This window comes from Marseilla massiliensis (assembly GCF_016899955.1).
Taxonomy (GTDB): Bacteria; Bacteroidota; Bacteroidia; order Bacteroidales; family Bacteroidaceae; genus Prevotella; species Prevotella intestinigallinarum.
This window is the reverse complement of record NZ_JACJJL010000016.1, coordinates 36,985-55,708: the sequence shown is the minus strand read 5'-3', so window position 1 is coordinate 55,708 and position 18,724 is coordinate 36,985. Positions and strand designations below refer to the sequence as shown.

The 18,724-nt window shown below is 54.8% G+C and carries 17 protein-coding genes; 7 read left to right on the top strand and 10 right to left on the bottom strand.

The genetic code is table 11. The features are described 5' to 3' along the window. Window positions 1-42: 42 nt before the first annotated feature. Genes phoU through pstC form a run of 4 tightly spaced genes read right to left on the bottom strand, consistent with a single transcriptional unit; the run spans window position 43 to window position 3,630 of the window. Window positions 43-759: a phosphate signaling complex protein PhoU gene (gene phoU / locus H6B30_RS10280; protein WP_205110276.1), complete on the bottom strand. Its 717-nt coding sequence runs from the start codon at window positions 757-759 to the stop codon at window positions 43-45. Between the two features lie 21 nt (window positions 760-780). After that, complete coding sequence (pstB, locus tag H6B30_RS10275) at window positions 781-1,533, bottom strand: phosphate ABC transporter ATP-binding protein PstB (protein ID WP_205110274.1); 753 nt, start codon at window positions 1,531-1,533, stop codon at window positions 781-783. Window positions 1,534-1,552: 19 nt separating this feature from the next. Then, the gene (gene pstA, locus H6B30_RS10270) at window positions 1,553-2,440 is read right to left on the bottom strand and encodes a phosphate ABC transporter permease PstA (RefSeq protein WP_205110271.1); all 888 of its coding nucleotides are present in this window, start codon (window positions 2,438-2,440) and stop codon (window positions 1,553-1,555) included. Between the two features lie 2 nt (window positions 2,441-2,442). Then, entirely contained in the window at window positions 2,443-3,630 is a 1,188-nt protein-coding gene (gene pstC, locus H6B30_RS10265) for a phosphate ABC transporter permease subunit PstC (protein WP_205110269.1), read from the bottom strand. A 208-nt stretch (window positions 3,631-3,838) separates the two neighbouring features. Here pstC and H6B30_RS10260 point away from each other — a divergent pair, with 208 nt between their 5' ends. Beyond that, on the top strand, window positions 3,839-4,675 hold the full coding sequence (locus tag H6B30_RS10260; RefSeq protein WP_205110267.1) for a PstS family phosphate ABC transporter substrate-binding protein: 837 nt from the start codon (window positions 3,839-3,841) through the stop codon (window positions 4,673-4,675). A 430-nt stretch (window positions 4,676-5,105) separates the two neighbouring features. On the opposite strand, the gene hemW is transcribed toward H6B30_RS10260, so the two are convergent. Further along, a complete protein-coding gene (gene hemW, locus H6B30_RS10255) occupies window positions 5,106-6,218 on the bottom strand; it encodes a radical SAM family heme chaperone HemW (protein ID WP_205110265.1) in 1,113 nt (370 codons plus the stop codon). Between the two features lie 137 nt (window positions 6,219-6,355). Between hemW and fusA2 the strand changes: the two genes are divergently transcribed. From fusA2 to rprY, 3 genes are all read left to right on the top strand, one after another. After that, the gene (fusA2, locus tag H6B30_RS10250; protein ID WP_205110256.1) at window positions 6,356-8,515 is read left to right on the top strand and encodes an elongation factor G2; all 2,160 of its coding nucleotides are present in this window, start codon (window positions 6,356-6,358) and stop codon (window positions 8,513-8,515) included. 347 nt (window positions 8,516-8,862) lie between these two features. Next, window positions 8,863-10,422 carry a sensor histidine kinase gene (locus H6B30_RS10245; protein ID WP_205110254.1) on the top strand — a complete coding sequence of 520 codons (1,560 nt, stop codon included), beginning with the start codon at window positions 8,863-8,865 and terminating at the stop codon, window positions 10,420-10,422. Window positions 10,423-10,460: 38 nt separating this feature from the next. After that, a complete protein-coding gene (gene rprY / locus H6B30_RS10240) occupies window positions 10,461-11,159 on the top strand; it encodes a response regulator transcription factor RprY (protein ID WP_205110252.1) in 699 nt (232 codons plus the stop codon). Between the two features lie 180 nt (window positions 11,160-11,339). On the opposite strand, the gene H6B30_RS10235 is transcribed toward rprY, so the two are convergent. After that, window positions 11,340-11,519 (bottom strand): hypothetical protein, encoded by a 180-nt coding sequence (locus tag H6B30_RS10235; RefSeq protein WP_205110250.1) that lies wholly within the window; start codon window positions 11,517-11,519, stop codon window positions 11,340-11,342. A gap of 577 nt (window positions 11,520-12,096) precedes the next feature. Between H6B30_RS10235 and rpsF the strand changes: the two genes are divergently transcribed. The 3 genes from rpsF to rplI are packed head-to-tail and all read left to right on the top strand — an operon-like array spanning window position 12,097 to window position 13,260. Further along, window positions 12,097-12,441 (top strand): 30S ribosomal protein S6, encoded by a 345-nt coding sequence (gene rpsF, locus H6B30_RS10230; RefSeq protein ID WP_205110248.1) that lies wholly within the window; start codon window positions 12,097-12,099, stop codon window positions 12,439-12,441. A 3-nt stretch (window positions 12,442-12,444) separates the two neighbouring features. Continuing rightward, window positions 12,445-12,711, top strand: coding sequence for a 30S ribosomal protein S18 (gene rpsR / locus H6B30_RS10225; protein ID WP_104368783.1), 267 nt, complete (start codon window positions 12,445-12,447; stop codon window positions 12,709-12,711). Window positions 12,712-12,726: 15 nt separating this feature from the next. After that, the gene (gene rplI / locus H6B30_RS10220) at window positions 12,727-13,260 is read left to right on the top strand and encodes a 50S ribosomal protein L9 (protein ID WP_205110246.1); all 534 of its coding nucleotides are present in this window, start codon (window positions 12,727-12,729) and stop codon (window positions 13,258-13,260) included. Between the two features lie 153 nt (window positions 13,261-13,413). On the opposite strand, the gene H6B30_RS10215 is transcribed toward rplI, so the two are convergent. Genes H6B30_RS10215 through H6B30_RS10200 form a run of 4 tightly spaced genes read right to left on the bottom strand, consistent with a single transcriptional unit; the run spans window position 13,414 to window position 18,414 of the window. After that, window positions 13,414-14,535 (bottom strand): nucleotidyltransferase family protein, encoded by a 1,122-nt coding sequence (locus H6B30_RS10215; protein ID WP_205110244.1) that lies wholly within the window; start codon window positions 14,533-14,535, stop codon window positions 13,414-13,416. Then, entirely contained in the window at window positions 14,532-15,809 is a 1,278-nt protein-coding gene (locus H6B30_RS10210) for a Na+/H+ antiporter NhaC family protein (RefSeq protein WP_205110242.1), read from the bottom strand. Before H6B30_RS10210 ends, H6B30_RS10215 begins: the two co-directional genes overlap by 4 nt. Continuing rightward, window positions 15,809-17,302: a UxaA family hydrolase gene (locus H6B30_RS10205; RefSeq protein ID WP_205110240.1), complete on the bottom strand. Its 1,494-nt coding sequence runs from the start codon at window positions 17,300-17,302 to the stop codon at window positions 15,809-15,811. Before H6B30_RS10205 ends, H6B30_RS10210 begins: the two co-directional genes overlap by 1 nt. A gap of 47 nt (window positions 17,303-17,349) precedes the next feature. Then, complete coding sequence (locus tag H6B30_RS10200; RefSeq protein WP_205110334.1) at window positions 17,350-18,414, bottom strand: substrate-binding domain-containing protein; 1,065 nt, start codon at window positions 18,412-18,414, stop codon at window positions 17,350-17,352. Between the last annotated feature and the right edge of the window lie 310 nt (window positions 18,415-18,724).

Here is an 18,724-nt window from a genome sequence, read left to right as displayed (position 1 = left end):
GGCAGGGGCCCGCGGCGGGTGTGGCGCTCATTGTGGCGGCGGTCAGTTCTGGCCTTCTTTCATGCGGCTGGCTATGGCCATCTGCATCTTTGTCTTGTCCGACGAGTGCTTGAGCACCTCGGCGTCGATGTAGAACACAATCTCCTCGGCCAGGTTGGTGATGTGGTCGCCCGTGCGCTCGAGGCGCAGGAACACACCTTTGAAGTCTATGCAGAACGCCACCTTGTCGGGGTGTTCCTTTGCGTACTCGGCTAGGACGTCGGTAGCCGCGGCGTTGATTTCGTCGAGCAGGTTGTCTTTTTCAAACAGGCTGTTGGCCATTGAGATGTCTTCCTTCTCGAGGGCGAGCCTCGATGTGACCAGCATGTCGAGCACCCCGTCGACCATCTCTTGCAGCCTGATGCGCTTGAGCAGCTCGGGGTCTATGTGCTTGCCGTCCTGCTTGATGATGAACCTGGCAATGTTCTCGGCGAAATCGCCTATGCGTTCCAGGTCGGTGTTTATCTTGAGCATTGCCAGGGCGAAGCGCAGGTCGATGGCAACAGGGTTGTACAGCACCAGGAAGTCCTCTACGTCACAGTCCAGTTTCAGTTCGCTGGCGTTCACCCTCTTCTCCCTTATCAGCACATCCCACGCCTTCTCCTTCTCAGAGGTGGGTATGGCCTCGCACACGTTTCTCATCTGGTCGTAGACAAGAGTCCACATGTCCAGTATCTCCTTGCGTATCTTTACGAGTTCTTCGTCTACAAATTTTACCATAGCTTCAGTCTTTAAAAGTTATTATCCGAATCGTCCTGTGATGTAGTTTTGCGTTTCCTCCTTCGACGGGTTGGTGAAAATCTTGTTCGTGTTGTCGTATTCAATCAGCTGGCCGAGATAGAAGAACGCCGTCTTGTCGCTCACTCGCGTGGCCTGCTGCATGTTGTGCGTCACGATGATGATGGTATAGTCTTTTTTGATTTCGTGTATCAGCTCTTCCACTTTGGCCGTCGATATAGGGTCGAGTGCCGACGCCGGCTCGTCCATCAGCAGCACTGATGGCGACACGGCCATGGCCCTTGCTATGCAGAGCCGCTGCTGCTGCCCGCCTGAGAGAGCGTAGGCCGATTTCTTGAGCTTGTCTTTCACCTCATCCCACAGGGCGGCCCCGCGCAGCGATTCCTCAACCATTTCGGCAATGAACGCCTCGTCCTTGATGCCGTTGACGCGCAGTCCGTAGGCCACATTCTCGTAAATGCTCTTCGGGAACGGGTTGGGGCGCTGGAACACCATGCCCACATTCTTCCGCAGTTCGTCTACGTTGACAGAGCGGTCGTATATGTTTTGTCCGTCGATGGTGATCTGCCCGTCAAGCCTTGTGTCGGGTATCAGGTCGTTCATGCGGTTGAACAGCCTTAGGAAAGTGGACTTGCCGCATCCTGACGGGCCGATGAAAGCCACTACCTCATGCTCTTTGATGCTCATGTTGATGTCCTTCAGGGCATGGAAAGAGCCGTAGTGGAAGTCGACGTGTTGTGCTTCAATCTTACTCATAAGTCGGTTCTATGTTGTATTAATTCGTTTTCAGCTTGTTTTGGAAATAGTTGCGGAGCGCGTTTGCCAGCAAGTTTACAAAGAGAATGATGATCACCAGCACCAGCGCCGTGCCGTAGGCTATTGGTATTTGCTTGTCCATGTCGGTGCCACTCGTGGCCAGCACGTACAGGTGATAGGGCAGAGCCATGCACTGGTCGAACACGCTCTCGGGCAGTTGCGGCAGGAAGTAGGCCGCGCAGGTGAACAGGATAGGGGCCGTTTCGCCCGACACACGCCCGAGGGCAAGTATTAGTCCGGTAATGATGTTGGGCATTCCCATGGGCAGTATGACGTGCCATATTGTCTGGAGCTTGGTGGCGCCAAGCGCAAGGCTGCCCTCCCTGAAGCTGTTGGGGATGGCCTTGAGGGCCTCTTCGGTGGTTCGAATCACCAGCGGCAGGGCCAGGAGGCCGAGCGTGAGCGAGCCTGCGAGGATGCTGTCGCCAAAGCCGAAGAAGTTGACAAAGAGCGACATGCCGAACAGACCGAACACTATCGAAGGTATGCCGGCCAGGTTGTTGGTCATCATCCTGATGAACTTGACAATCTTTCCGTGCGAAGCGTATTCGTTCATGTATATTCCGCTCATGATGCCGAGGGGGAAAGCGAAGAGCGCACTGCCCACCATCAGGTAGAACGTTCCCACTATTGCCGGCCAAATGCCGCCTCCCTTCATGCCGTCGGTGGGCGGAGTGGTGATGAAGTCCCAGTTGAGCACGCTTGCCCCCTTTATGATGATGAAGGCCAGAATGATGAAAAGTATGGTGACGATGACCCCGCTCAGTATCCTGAACGTGGTGAAGGCCACGTTTTGTGCGAGCATCTTGCGTGCGTGGTTGTTTACGCTTATGTTCTTGTTGTCCATGATTACTTGTTTTTGGATGAAATGTATTCAACGCTCGAGTTGATGATCAGTGTGATGAAGAAGAGCACCACGCCGAGCAAGAACAGCGACTGGTAGTGTGGCCCGCCGGCCGGTGCCTCGCCCAGTTCGGCCGCTATGGTGGCCGGTATGGTGCGCAGCGGGTCGGTGATTGACAGCGGGATGACCGCCGCGTTGCCCGTAACCATGAGCACGGCCATGGTCTCTCCGAAGGCCCTGCCTATGCCCAGGACCACTGCCGAGGTTATTCCCGAGATGGAATACGGCATCACCACCTTATATATAGTCTGCCATTTCGAGGCGCCGAGAGCCAGGCTTGCCTCTCTCTGCGAGCGCGGGCAGTTCTGCATGGCGTCCTGGCTCACGGTGATGATGGTGGGCAGCGCCATGATGGCCAGTACGATAGCTCCGGCCAGTCCGCTCTCGCCCACAGGCAGCCCGAACACATCTTGTAGCAGCGGCACGACCACGATAAGCCCGAAGAAGCCGTAGACAACCGACGGAATGCCGTTGAGCAGCTCGATGACGGGCTTCAGTATGGCGCGCATCCTGGCCGAAGACACCTCAGACATATATATGGCCACAGACAGTCCGAAAGGCAAAGCGAAGAGAATGGCGAACACAGTCACCCACACGGTTCCGAGTATCAGGGGCATGAATCCGAACTGGGCTGCGGGCGTGGCCGTCGGAAACCATTCGTTGCCTCCGAACACTTCGCCGGCAGATATAGTGTGGTCTTTAAGCCGCTTGCCGCAGAATCCGTCGCCGCCGGCAAACTCTTCGGGCACAAAGGCCACTATGCCGGGGTTCTTCTCGACCAGCGAGTTGATGCAGGCCGTGGCGTTCTCATAGTTCGGGCCGAGCTCCTCTTCGCTGAAATACTTCTGCATGTCTTCGAAGCGGAACACCATTATCGGCTCCGGCTTGCCGCCTACCTCCTCCCAGTTGGTGACGTCCTCATCGAACACTTCCTTGATTTGCTTTGCGTTAAGCTCCTCAACGGGGTTGCTCTTGTTCACAACTAGCGTGTAGCCCTCCTCTATAGTCTTTTGTGAGAAAAGCCCCAGGCCTTCAGAGAAAAGGAAGACCACGATGAGCAGAATCACCACACTGGTGAGGAATCCGCTGCAGGTGATAATCCCGCTGATAATTTTCTCAAATACCTTTTTCATTGTTTTGTATTGCCGTTTACTTCATTCGGCCGCAAAAGTAGGCATGGCAAATGAACAAACAATGACACGGAGGTTACAATTGTGTTACATGTGGGCCGGCGCGAGGGCTGTAATGCAATTGTAACACATGTGTATATTCGCCGTAACATATTAGTTGTTATTTCGCGGCGTAAACGAAACAACAAGACATTCATAAACTCACAACGACATGAAATTTACAAGACTGATTGCCATTGCAGTGATGGCCGCTTGTGTGCAACTGTCCAACGCACAGAAGATAAAGGGCAGCGACACAGTGCTGCCTGTGTCACAGGAAGCCGCCGAGACATACATGAACCAACATGCGGGTGCACGTGTCACGGTGACAGGTGGCGGTTCGGGTGTGGGCATATCAGCCTTGCTCGACGGTACTACAGACATAGCGATGGCTTCGCGCTCCATCAAGTTTAGCGAGAGGATGAAACTGAAGAAGAGCGGCAAGCAGTTGCGCGAGGCGGTGGTGGCATACGACGCGCTGGCTGTGGTTGTCAACCCGGGCAACCCGGTGACAAACCTGACGCGCCAGCAGCTGGAAGACATTTTCAGGGGCAAGATAACCAACTGGAGCCAGGTGCGCGACGCAGTGACCGGCAAGCGCGGCGAAGACCTGAAGATAATTGTTTATTCGCGCGAGACGTCGTCGGGCACGTATGAGTTTTTCAAGACCAGCGTGCTGCACGAGAAGAACTACATGGCCGGAGTGCTCTCGATGCCGGCCACGGGAGCCGTGATACAGTCGGTGAGCCAGACGCGCGGCGCCATCGGCTACGTTGGCATGGCTTATGTCAACAAGCGCGTCAAGGCCATAAAGGTGTCGTACGACGGCAAGCGCTTCGTCTATCCGAGCATGGCGACGGGCAGAGACCACACTTATCCTATCATCCGCGAGCTGTATTACTATTATACGGCAGACAAGGACAATGTGGTCAAGCCGTTCATAAACTACTTGCTGTCTGACGCAGGGCAGAGGATTGTGATGAAAAGCGGCTACGTGCCTGTCAGGTGACAGGCATGCGCCAAAGGCTTAGATAGGTATTTGGGATAATGCTGAGGATGGCCGCCGGTATTGTACAGTGGTGCAATGCCGGCGGCCTTTGCCGTTTGGCCACGCCGGGTTGCCGTGGGAATAAGCCCGGCCGGGCGGTGCCTTTTCCTTACAAATCGTGCCCGGCGATGCGGCCGGGGCCGTTATGGCGGCCCGGACGGGCCGTTTGGCACCTCAATACAGCCCGTATGGCAATGCGGAACGGGCCGTTTTGAATCACAGTCATGCGCTTCTTGTCAACCGGCTGGCTGTCAGGCAGTTGGCCGAACGTGCCACGTGCAAGTCCGCCTTTTGACTTGTCTTTACATAATGTAGGCATTGCAGCCCTGTGTCAGCGGCGCGGCGGGGCATTTGCCAAGCCAATGGCCCGCAGGCTCTGCTACGGCTTTGCCTACACGTCCATGAGGTCGCTCATAATCATGTCGCTCACAAAGATGCCGCGTCGGGTGAGCCTCAGTCGGCCGCCACAGCGTTCGAGCAGTCCGTCGGCAATGTATTTGCCGGCAGCCTGCAGGCATACCGACAGGTAGTGGCGGCCGAAGTCGCTGCAGAGCTTGTCGAGGTCAATGCCCTCGCATGTGCGGAGCGACAGCATCACCCTGTCGTTGTATCGCGCCCTTTCGTCGAGCACCTCCCTTTCCATAGGCACCACGCCACGCCCGATGGCCTCGATGTACTTGTCGACGTCGGCCACGTTCCATTGCCTGCTGCCCCCGTCATACGAGTGGGCTGCCGCCCCGATTCCCATATATGGCACCTCGCGCCAGTAGTTTCCGTTGTGCCTTGAGCGTCGGCCCGGCAGCGCGAAGTTGCTAATCTCATAGTGCTCGTATCCCGCAGCCTCCATCCTGCACGCCAGGTCATCGTACATCTGCCGGCAGGTCTCCTCGTCGGCCTCGGCCACGAGTCCCCGCCGCAGCATGGAGTACAGCGGCGTGCCTTCCTCGAACGACAGGCAGTAGGCCGATATGTGGTCGGGCTCGAGGGCCAGCGCACGTTCGATGTCGGCCGCCCACTGCCCGGGCGTCTCGCCGGGGAATCCATACATCAGGTCGATGCAGATGTTGCCGATGCCGGCCCGGCGCAGTGTGTCGACGGCCCGGCCCACCTCCGCCGCGTTGTGGCGGCGGCGGATGAAGCGCAGCCTGGCGTCATCGAACGTCTGGGCCCCCATGCTCACCCTGTCGACATGCAGCCCGGCCAGTGCCTGGGCCAGTTGCGGGGTGACGTCGTCGGGGTTGCACTCCACCGTCACTTCCTCGGCCTTGCCGGTGTCGATGGCCCCGAACAGCCGGCTCAGCAACTCGGGCGACAACTGGCTGGGGGTGCCTCCGCCGAGGTATATCGTTTGCGGAGCCTCGCCGAGATAGTCGCGGCGCAACTCAATCTCGCCGCACAGGGCGTCGACGTATCGCCTTGCGGCACACGAGTCGGTGGTCGAATAAAACCCGCAGTATATGCAGCGGCTTTTGCAAAAAGGTATGTGTACGTATAATCCTGGCATAGTTTGAATTTTAATGCAAAAATACTAATTTTGCTTAACCGCAGAAAACTTTGCCTTGTATTAATTGCCTTTCTCGAAGAAAAACATTACCTTAGAGGCCGATTATATCTTAAGTACCAACTTAAATCTATGACGATATGAGAGTATATCAGACAAACGAGATTAAAAACATTGCACTGCTTGGCAGTGCGGGTAGCGGCAAGACAACTCTTGCCGAAGCAATGCTCTACGAAGCCGGCATCATAAAGCGCCGCGGCTCCGTTGAGGCAAAGAACACCGTAAGCGACTATTTCCCCGTGGAACAGGAGTATGGATACTCTGTTTTCTCTACGGTGTTCCACGTAGAATGGAACAACAAGAAGCTGAATATCATCGACTGCCCCGGTGCCGACGACTTCGTGGGCGGCGCGATAACGGCACTCAATGTGACCGACCAGGCCGTGATACTCATCAACGGGCAGTACGGGCCCGAGGTAGGGACACAGAACAATTTCAGATATACGGAGAAACTGAAGAAGCCGGTAATCTTTCTCGTTAACCAGCTCGACAGCGACAAGTGCGACTTCGATGCCATCGTGTCGTCGATGAAAGACATCTACGGCCCGAAGTGCGTCCAGATACAGTATCCTATAACAACAGGCCCGGGCTTCAATTCGCTCATAGATGTGCTCCTGATGAAGAAATACTCGTGGAAGCCCGAGGGCGGCGCACCGATAATCGAGGACATACCGGCCGAAGAGATGCCCAAGGCCATGGAGCTGCACAAGGCTTTGGTGGAGGCGGCGGCCGAAAACGACGAGGGCCTTATGGAGAAATTCTTCGAGGAAGAGGCCCTCACGGAAGACGAAATGCGCGAGGGCATACGCAAGGGACTTGTGACCAGGAGCATCTTCCCGGTGTTCTGCGTGTGCGCAGGCAAGGACATGGGCGTGCGCCGGCTGATGGAGTTCCTTGGCAACGTGGTGCCGTTTGTGAGCGAGATGCCCAAGGTGCACAACACAAGAGGCGAGGAGGTGGCTGCCGACAGCAACGGCCCGACGTCGCTCTACTTCTTCAAGACCGGCATGGAGCCGCACATCGGCGAGGTGTCTTACTTCAAGGTGATGAGCGGTACGGTAAAGGCCGGTGCCGACCTGACCAATGCCGACCGCGGCTCGAAGGAGCGTCTGGCACAGATATTTGCCTGCGCCGGGGCCAACCGAATACAGGTCGACGAGATGTGTGCAGGCGACATAGGCTGCACGGTGAAGCTGAAGGACGTGAAGACTGGCAATGCGCTCAACGGCAAGGACTGTGAATACAAGTATGATTTCATAAAATACCCCAATTCGAAGTACTCGCGCGCCATCAAGGCCGTCAACGAGCAGGAAACCGAAAAGATGATGGCTTCGCTGATAAAGATGCGCCAGGAAGACCCGACATGGGTGGTGGAGCAGAGCAAAGAGCTGCGCCAGACGATTGTGCACGGGCAGGGTGAGTTCCATCTGCGCACGCTGAAGTGGCGCATGGAGAACAACGAGAAGATACAGGTCAAGTTCGAGGAGCCGAAGATTCCTTACCGCGAGACCATCACCAAGGCTGCACGTGCCGACTACCGCCACAAGAAGCAGTCGGGCGGAGCCGGTCAGTTTGGCGAGGTTCACCTCATTGTGGAGCCCTATGCCGACGGCATGCCCGACCCGACAGTGTTCAAGTTTGGAGGCCAGGAGTACCGCATCAACGTCAAGAACAAAGAAGAAATCGACCTGGAGTGGGGCGGAAAGCTCGTGTTCATCAACTCCGTTGTCGGTGGCGCCATCGATGCCAGGTTCATGCCGGCCATACTCAAGGGTGTGATGGAGCGCATGGAGCGCGGCCCGCTCACCGGAAGCTATGCCCGCGACGTGCGTGTCATTGTGTACGACGGCAAGATGCACCCGGTAGACTCCAACGAATTGTCGTTCATGCTTGCCGGCCGCAACGCCTTTGCTGCCGCATTCAGGGAGGCAGGCCCGAAGATTCTTGAGCCTATCTACGACCTGGAGGTATATGTGCCGGCCGATTTCATGGGCGACGTCATGAGCGACCTGCAAGGCCGCCGGGCCATGATAATGGGCATGGACAGCGAGGCCGGCTACCAGAAGCTGCAGGCTAAGATTCCTTTGAAGGAATTGTCGAACTACAGCATCTCACTCAGCTCTATCACGGGCGGGCGCGCTTCGTTCACAACGAAGTTCGCAAGCTATGAGCTTGTGCCCAACGACATACAGCAGCAGCTTGTCAAGGAGCACGAGGCCGAGCTGGCAAGTGAGGATTGACGAAGCCATGGCCTTGCGGCATACGTGCGGCAGGCCGGACTGGTTTTGATGGATATTACGAGCCGTGGCGGCCCGGGAGTGTGTCACATTCAACTGATGGCAGAGGCATCCCGGGTGGCCACGGTCTCTTTGTGGGGCAACGCGGCTGGTCCGGCATGGCCTTGCCGCACTGCCGCGGGCGTGGGCGCGTGGTGGCAGGACAATGTTCCAGGCCTTGCCTTGATGCTGTTCTTTATAATTGAATATATGAAAGTAAAAACTCGCTTTTGGGTTAATAATGTTAAATGGGGCTGAAATAATTAACTGATTAGGGTTAAAGTTTCAGGTTTTAAGTTATCTTTGCCGACATGAAAAAATCAACGATATGGGCGATAGCAATTGTGATGGGCCTGTCATTCTTGGGATTGCTTTTCATGCAACTGTCGTACATCGAAGAGATGGCGAAGATGAAGAAGGAGCAATTCGATGAATCTGTCAATCGCAGTTTGTATCAAGCGTCGAGGAACCTTGAGGTTAACGAGACGCTCCGATATTTGGAGAAAGACGTCAACGAGACCGAGCGGCGCGCTTTCAGGCAGGATTCGGTGATGACCCGGTCCGGTAAATTGAATGATGTCGTGCAGCATTCGCATCAGTATGCGGTGTCCGGCAAGGACGGAACCGTGTATTCCTCGTTCCAGCTAAAGACCATAACGACCAAGCCTTCTGCCGTGCCAAAGGCGATAATACTGCGTTCAGACAAGAACACCATAAGCGAAGCGTCGAAGTCTTTGCAGGAGATTGTCCGCAACAGGTATGTGTATCAGAAGACACTGCTCGACGAAGTGGTTTACAACATACTCTACACGGCGAGCGACCGCCCGCTGAAGGAGCGCATCAACTTCCGCCTGCTGGACCAAGACCTGCGTGCCGAGCTGCTCAACAACGGCATCAACATACCTTACCACTTCACGGTGTCGACAACCGACGGGCGCGAGGTGTACCGCTGCCCGGACTATACCGACGAGGGCGAGGCGTACACTTACTCGCAGATTCTGTTCAGGAACGACCCCTCATCCAAGATGGGTGTGCTCAAGATACATTTCCCCGACATAAACAGTTATATCTTTTCGAGCATACGTTTCATGATACCCTCGGTGGTGTTTACGATAGTGTTGCTCATCACCTTCCTGTTTACGATAATCGTTATATTCCGCCAGAAGCGTTATACGGAGATAAAGAACGACTTCATCAACAACATGACGCACGAGCTGAAGACGCCTATCGCCAGCATCTCGCTGGCTTCGCAGATGCTCAACGACGACAGCGTGACAAAGAGCCCCACGATGATGAAACACCTCGGAGGCGTCATCAACGACGAGTCGAAGCGCTTGCGGTTCCTTGTCGAGAAGGTTTTGCAGATGTCGATGTTCGACAAAGAGAAGGCCGTCTTCAAGAAAAAGGAGCTCGACCTCAACGAGATGGTAGAGGGGGCGGCCCATTCGTTCTCGCTCAGGGTGGAGCATACGGGCGGCAAGATATACACTGACATCGAGGCGGTGAACTCTAAGATATATGTGGACGAGATGCATTTCCAGAACGTTATCTTCAATCTCATGGACAATGCCGTCAAGTACAGGAATCCCGACAAGCCGCTCGACATATACCTCAAGACCTGGGATGACGACGAGCACCTTTACCTTTCGGTGCGCGACACGGGAATAGGCATAAAGAAAGAGAACCTGAAGAAAATCTTCGAGAAGTTCTACAGGGTGCACACAGGCAACCGCCACGACGCCAAGGGCTTCGGCCTGGGGCTCGCTTACGTGAAGAAGATAATAGACTTGCACAAGGGCGAGATACGCGTTGACAGCGAATACGGCAAGGGCACGTGCTTCGTCATCACGCTCCCGGTGATAAAAGACTGATTGGCAAACAAAATATTAACACTTAAAAATTTTAGATTATGGACGAGAACCTGAAGATTCTTCTTTGCGAAGACGACGAGAACTTAGGCATGCTGCTTAGGGAATACCTTGCTGCCAAGGGCTATACGGCTGAGCTTTGCCCCGATGGTGAAGCCGGTTACAAGGCTTTCCTCAAGAGCAAGTTTGATATCTGCGTGCTCGATGTGATGATGCCGAAGAAAGACGGTTTCACTCTCGCGCAGGAAATACGTGCGGCCAACGCTGAGATACCTATCATATTCCTCACTGCCAAGACGCTGAAGGAAGACATCCTTGAGGGTTTCAAGATAGGAGCCGACGATTATATCACCAAGCCATTCTCAATGGAAGAGCTTGTTTTCCGTATAGAGGCCATACTGAGGCGCGTGCGCGGCAAGAAGAACAAGGAGAGCACAATATACCACATAGGGCGTTTCACGTTCGACACACAGAAGCAGTTGCTTACCATCGGCGACAAGCAGACCAAGCTGACAACCAAGGAGAACGAGCTGCTGGCCCTTCTTTGCAGCCACACCAACGAAATATTGCAGCGTGACTTTGCATTGAAGACAATCTGGATTGACGACAACTATTTCAACGCCAGGTCGATGGACGTGTATATCACGAAGCTGCGCAAGCACCTGAAGGACGACGACCAAATTGAAATCATCAACATTCATGGCAAGGGCTACAAGCTCATTGCCCCCGAGGAAGACTGATGGCGTGATGCGGCCCGAAGTCCCGTGGCATGCACCACATGGCAGATTGTGGAGCAGCCAAGGCTGACGGACGGAAGCGCACGATGTGATGCAAGCCTGAAACCGGTACTGGCAACTGCCGGGTTTCAGGCTTGCTTCGTTTCCACATGCCGGGGCACACGCCACGGGGCGGTCCGTCGGTCAATACTTGCTCTCGTGTTTTATTGCAGCTACGTGCATTATTATGCCCGCCATTATCAAGCCGAGGCCAGACAACAGCACCTTGTTGTTGTCGGTCCATCCGGCAAAATAGCTTGCCACAAGCAGCAGAGCCCCAATGGTCACGAGGGCTATGCCGATGTCTTTCAGCCGATTCTTCATTTCACTGACGTATTTTAGTGATGGTTCTCCTGCGCCCGCCGTCTTGCCACCGGGCGCAACCGGCTGCAAAGATAATGCTATTTTGCAGATTGGCCAAGCCCATCGTTTGTTTTTCGTTTGCATCCGACGCTGAGGCTTTGTGTTGCCGTTGACTTGCTTCGGCAGGGCTGCCGTTGATGCTGAAGGCTTGTGGCAAGGCATGCCGCGCCGCCCGTCACGGAATGGCAGCCGGTGAGTCATCCTGTCATTCGGGCCGTTTTGCATTGCCGCATGGCCCGTTTTGCATTGCCATACGGCCCGTTCTGCATTGCCATACGGCCCGTTTCTCAACGTCCTGCAGGTCAGCGGGTTGTGGCGGCATGCTTCAGGCAGCAGGGCGGGGTGGCCTGTTGACGTGCTGTGGCGTCACCCCGTGCCGCCCATTGCGTAGCGCCTGCGGCAGTGCCGGGCGGGTCGGCGCCCTGTTTTTTACAATATTGCAGGCAAAAAAGCATTAAAAGTTTGGCCGTTTCGCAGAAAAGCAGTACCTTTGCACCGCATTTTGCAAAAATAATAATTTAATCAATTCAATTCAAGTATGAATCAATACGAAACCGTTTTCATTTTGACTCCCGTTTTGTCTGATGAACAGATGAAGGAAACGGTCGCAAAATTCAAGAGCCTCCTTACCGACAATGGCGCGGAGATTCTGAACGAAGAGACCTGGGGACTGAAGAAAATGGCTTATGCTATTCAGAAGAAATCAACGGGTTTCTATTGCCTGTTGGAGTTCAAGGCAGAGCCAACAATCGTTAAGAAGCTCGAGACCGGCTATCGTCGTGACGAGAAAGTTATTCGCTACATCACTGTAAAGCTCGACAAGTATGCCGTTGAGTATGCAGAGAAGAGAAGAAACAAACTTGCTAAAAAAGAGGAGGCTTAAACCATGGCACAAGAATCAGAGATTAGATATTTGACTCCACCCTCAGTGGATACGAAGAAAAAGAAGTATTGCCGTTTCAAGAAGAGTGGCATAAAGTATATTGATTACAAGGATCCCGAGTTCCTTAAGAAGTTCCTCAACGAGCAGGGAAAGATTCTGCCCCGCCGCATCACGGGCACTTCACTTAAGTATCAGCGCCGTGTGGCCCAGGCTATCAAGCGTGCACGCCAGATAGCTTTGCTGCCTTATGTAACTGACTTGATGAAATAATAAGGAGGAGACAGAATGGAAATAATACTGAAAGAAGATATTATCGGTCTGGGATTCAAGAACGATATTGTAAACGTTAAGTCTGGCTACGGCCGCAACTACCTCATCCCCACAGGCAAGGGCGTCATCGCTTCGCCGTCGGCAAAGAAGGTGTTGGCTGAAAACCTCAAGCAGCAGGCTCACAAGCTGGCTGCCCTGAAGGCCGAGGCTGAGAAGAAGGCTGAGGCACTGAAGGACGTTGCCCTGACCATAGCAGCAAAGGTGAGCGCCACCGGTGTTACCTACGGCTCTGTCAATGCCGCCCAGGTGGCTGCCGAACTGAAGAAGCTCGGCCACGACATTGACCGCAAGATTATCGTGATGCGCGACATCAAGAAGGTTGGCGACTATGTTGCAACAATCCACTTCCACAAGGAAGTTGCCGTTGAGCTGCCTGTAAAGGTGGTTGCAGAGAACGCTCCGAAGGAGGAGGCTCCCGCTCAGGAAGCTCCTGCACAGGAGGTTGCCGCAGAGGCACCTGCACAGGAAGAGGCACAGGCTGCAGAATGATTCATCGCCGCAAGGCGCGTTATATCATAGCTTTCTAATCCCGGAGACATCTCGATGTTTCCGGGTTTTTGTTTGTTTCCGGGTTTTGTATGGTTGACGGATGAAATCGCCAATGTGCGTGCAGGCATTTGCCAAGGTCGTTTTCCGGCAGGGCTATTCCTCGATGTGCGACAGAGAGTGGGCAAACGACGATGACAAGGCCGTGATTGACTCAGCGGGATAATAGCCGAAAAAGCGCGCCACATGCTTCAGTTGCCATGTCATCGCCCCCGAGTCGCTCGTGCGCACAAATATGTTCTTGCCTTGGGTGAAGTACCAGTCGTCGCTGTGTCCGGCCTTGAAACTGAATATGTCGTCGTTCACTTTCTTTGTGTCTTTGCTGCCCTTGGCGTCCATGAACGGTATCTCGTCTTCTTCAAATTTGAAGAACTCAACTAGCATGGCGCCCTCCAACTGGGCCATTCTCCTGAAGTGTAGCTGGTCAATCCATTTTTGCAGCTTCACGAAGTCAATGCTGTTGCCGGCTTTTCTCAGCGTCATACCGAGGTCTACGAGCTGCCTCAGCCTGATGCCCTCAATGATGGTGTAGTGAGCTATGCGCAACATTGTGAGCAGCAGGCCCAGCGTTGGCGGCAGCGTTTCAATCTTTGAGTCGCCTATGTATATGTAGGTAGAGTCGCAGCAGCGCACCTCCCTGTTGATGATGCCCTGCAGTTTCTTGTTCAAGAAGAAGTTGGTGAGCCTGATGGCCTGCGTGTAGTGTTCCACCTCAAGGCCGTTGTAAGAGTATTGCAGTGTGCCTCGCTCGGTCTTGCATGCCTGTTGGCCGTTGGCCTTTGCCCATGCCTCGGCCTTCTTGGCTTGCGGGGCGTAGGGCAGGAAGATGTCTACGTCGCCGTTGGTTCTGTGCGACGGCTCGTCGTAGAGAGCTGCCAGGCTCTGCCCGTGCATCAGTATGGGGCGCATCTGCTCGTGGTTCATCGCGTCGAAGAGCCTGGCCAGGCCGTCAAGGCCTTCAGTGTAGGCTTTGACAGTCTGGTCTTTGGTCTTTTCCCATTTGGCTTTCAGGCCTGGTGGAATTTGCATGAAGAAGTCGTCGCCGTATAGCTTTATGCCGTCATATACGAGCGTTGCCACTCCGTGGACTAACGATATGTTGTACAGCGTGTTCCATTTCCATGGCGACATGGGTTCGATAGCCTCGCCCGTGCAACCGAAGGCGCCTCCGCGCAACAGGCGGAAGAAATTGCGCTGTATCACTTCCATTACCATCATGAGAATCTGCGTGGGAATCTGAACAATATTGCCAAGACCGCGGCTATGCCAATGGCAGCCGGGTAGTAGAGGTAGGGCATGATGCTGACCGGGTTTATAGAGGCCAGTCCGGCGCCCATTAGAATCTGTGCCCCGTATGGTATCAGCCCCTGGGTGCAACACGACATGGTGTCGAGAATGCTTGCGCTCTTGCGGCTGTCGATGCCGAACCTGTCGCCGATGCGCTTTGCTATGCCACCGACAGTGATGATGGCAACAGTGTTGTTGGCAGTGCACACGTTGACAAGGCTCACGAGTGCCGCTATGCTAAGCTCGGCGCCACGCTTTCCGTTGACGTGTCGCGTGATGCCGTTGATTATGCAGTCGATGCCGCCTTTCTCTTTTATGAGCTCAAGCATCCCTCCTGCCATCATGGTGATGATAATCAGTTCGCCCATGTCGGCTATGCCATTGCCCATTGACTGCATCCATCCGAAGACGTCAAAAGCCCCGTCGGCAATGCCGATGGCTCCTGTGAGCATTATCCCAACGGTGAGCACGGCCATGACGTTCATGCCCAGCAGAGCTGTGACAAGCACTACGATGTATGGTATCACCTTTGCATATTGAACCTCGGGGATGTTGCCCGGCGCCTCGATGCCGTGGCCCAAGACAGCATACAAGGCAAGAATGACGATGGCAGGGGGGATGGTTATGAAAGCGTTGACCCTGAACTTGTCGCTCAGTTTGCACCCCTGTGTCGACGTGGCGGCTATCGTCGTGTCGGAGATGAACGACAGGTTGTCGCCAAAGAATGCCCCGCCCACGACAACGGCCGTCAGCATCGGCACGCTTGCCCCCGTGGATTCGGCTATGCCGGCGGCTATTGGGGCCAGCGCAACGATTGTTCCCACGCTCGTGCCTATGGACAGCGAGATGAAGCAAGCGGCCAGGAAGAGCCCCGCTAAGAGCATTCCTCCTGGCAGAATGTCGAGAGTCAGGTTGACAGTGGCGTCGATGCTGCCCATCGTCTTGGCGCTGTTGGCAAATGCCCCGGCCAATATGAATATCCATAGCATGAGCATCATGTTGCCCGTGCCGGCCCCGCGGCTGAAGATGTCGATGCGCCGTCGGAGCGGAATGCCTCCGCTCACGGCAATGGCGTATATCGACGATATCATGAAAGCTACGGTTATTGGCACCTTGTAGAAGTCGCCTGCAATGATAGAGGTGACCAAGTAGAGGCCGATGAACACCAGTAGGGGGCTTAATGCGATGAAGCCTTTCCTGTCCATCAGAGCGTCACGCCATTTTTGAAGATAGCTATCTCACGGTAATCATTGATTTCGTTGCGAGCCTTCTCGCCGCTTGCCACCGACAGAATCTTGCCGATGAACTCCCTTGTCAGCTCTTTCATCGGCTTGCCCTCGATGAGCTGGCCTGCGTTGAAGTCAATCCAGTTGGGCTTGCGTGCGGCGAGTGTGGGGTTGGTTGCAATCTTCATGGTAGGCACGAAGGTGCCGAACGGCGTGCCGCGCCCGGTGGTGAACAGCACAATCTGGCAGCCTGCCGAGGCCAGTGCCGTAGAAGCCACGAGGTCGTTGCCCGGTGCCGAGAGCAGGTTGAGCCCGTTGGCTTTCAGTCGGTCGCCGTATTCGAGCACCCCGCTTACCGGTGCCCTGCCGCACTTCTGTGTGCATCCGAGCGCTTTGTCTTCGAGAGTGGAGATGCCTCCGGCCTTGTTGCCCGGTGAAGGGTTCTCGCCCACGGGCTCGCCGTGGCTGAGGAAATACTCCTTGAAGTTGTTTACCATGCTTACGGTTTGGTTGAACAGTTCCACGTTTTCGCACCTGTTCATCAGTATTGTCTCGGCCCCGAACATTTCGGGAACCTCGGTCAGTATAGTCGTTCCGCCCTGGGCCACGAGCCAGTCGGAGAATTCGCCAACGAGCGGGTTGGCTGTGATGCCGCTGAAACCGTCGCTGCCGCCGCATTTCAGTCCCACGCGCAGCTTGCTTACGGGCACGTCCACCCGCTCGTCGGCCTTGGCCTTGGCGTAGAGGCCTCGCAGTATTTCCATGCCGGCCTGCAGTTCGTCGCCCTCAACCTTTTGCACAACGAGGAACTTGATGCGCTCGCGGTCGTAGTCGCCGAGCAGTTTTTCGAATTGCTCCGGCTGGTTGTTCTCACATCCCAGGCCGAGCACGAGCACACCGCCGGCATTGGGATGCAGGGCGATGTCGCGCAGAATCTTGCGTGTGTTCTCGTGGTCGCCGCTCAGTTGCGAGCATCCGTAGTTGTGGTGCCATGCATATACAGAGTCTATCCCTTCGCCGTTGGTCTCGGCACGGAGCATGGCTGCCAGCTTTTCGGCAATGCCGTTGACACAGCCCACGGTTGGAACGATCCATATCTCGTTGCGGGTGCCTACCTCGCCGTTGTTCCTCACGTAGCCCTTGAACGTGAGTTTCTCGTCTTCGATGTCCAGTTTCTCGTCGACGGGGCTGTAAGTATACTCCAGCGTGCCGGCAAGGTTGGTCTTCAGGTTGTTCTCGTTTACCCAGTCGCCGGCCTTCAGGTCTTGCCTTGCGTGGCCTATCGGGTATCCGTACTTGATGACGTTTGTACCCTGCGGCGTGTCTTTGATAAGTATCTTATGGCCCGCCGGCGTATCTTGGTTTACTTTGATTTGAGTGCCGTCAACATCGATTGTTGTGCCCATTGCCATGGGTTGCAGGCACACGACGACAGTGTCGGCCGGATTAATTTTTATGAATGTTTTTTCCATAATGTTTGTTGTATGTAATAAAACTAATAATTTGCAGTTTGCGGAGCCTACAGTTGGGTGCGCCTGTAGAAGTCTACGTTCTCCTTGGTCAGTATCTCTATTGGCATGTAGTTGACCGGGTTGATTTTCTTTTTTAGCACAATGGCGTCGAAAAGGGTTTGCACACAGGCATAGCCCTGCATGTAGCCGTGCTGCGCTATGAGGAACGATATTGAGCCCTGGCGCACGCACTCCGCGTTTTTGCTCACCATGTCGTAGCCCATTATCTGCACGTTGCGCCTGTTGCTCCTCAGCAGGAACTCGCCCACGATGTGCGCCTTGGAATTGAACGTGATGCAATGGTGCACGTCGGGGTGCGAGTCGAAGAACTCCTCGAGTATGGTGTCGTATTCCTCGCGCTCGCCGTCGAGTGGGAGGTCTACGTCTATTATGTCGACGTCGGGGAAGTGGTCGTGCATGTAGTGGCGGAATCCCGTCTCCCGGTTTTCCTGCTGCTTGCTGGCCACGTTGCCGTTTTTGGTCTGCTTCATCAGCATTATCTTCGATTCCTTGCCCGCAATCAGCATTAGCATTTTCCCCGCGAAGTATCCGCTGCAGAACGAGTCTTGCCCGTAGAACGACAGCGGCTTGAGGTCGGGCATGTAAGAGTCGAGCAGTATGAAGGGTATGCCTCGCTCGTGCAGGGCGTCGGTAAACTTCCTTGTAGCGTCGAGCTTCGACGGCACTATTATTATTCCGTCGGGCTCTTGCTTAAGGCACTCCTCCGTGACTTTGGCAAACGTTTCGAGGTTGAACCTCTTGTAGTACATCATCTTGACTTTGATGTTGAAGTCACGCCTGTGGTCGCGTGCGCTCATGGCGCCCTCCTCAATCTCGTCCCAGTATGCCTCGGCCTCGTGTTTGGGTATGATGCAGTAGAAGTTGTAACTCTTGTTGCATGCCAGCGCGCTTGCGTACATGTTGGGGTGGTAGTCCATTTCCTTCAGGGCTTTTTCCACTTTTTCCCTCGCTGTCTTAGATACATTGGGCCTGTTGTGGAGCACTCTGTCGACTGTGCCGACCGAAACGCCCGACAGTTCGGCTATATCCTTTATCCTAATCTTTTCTGGAATCATGTCCATAATCTGTCATTTATGCTTCGGCAAAAATACCAATAAATTTTGAATTGTGCGAATGCACAGTGCAATATTTTGCCTGTTTTGATGCTTTTGTCGCCATGCAGACCTGTCTGTGCGCCAATTGTGGGGTGGGGTGGCGGCCTGCCGGCTGCCGTGTCTTGCTGTGGTGGGCGCCCGTTTCTGTGCGCCTGCCGTGCGCGTGGGGTGCCGGGGCATATTGGCTCGGCCGCCGTCAGTTCAAAAAACAGCGGCCTGCGCTCCTCATTATTGCGCCAATGGTTGTGGATAATCGATTTTTTTGCGC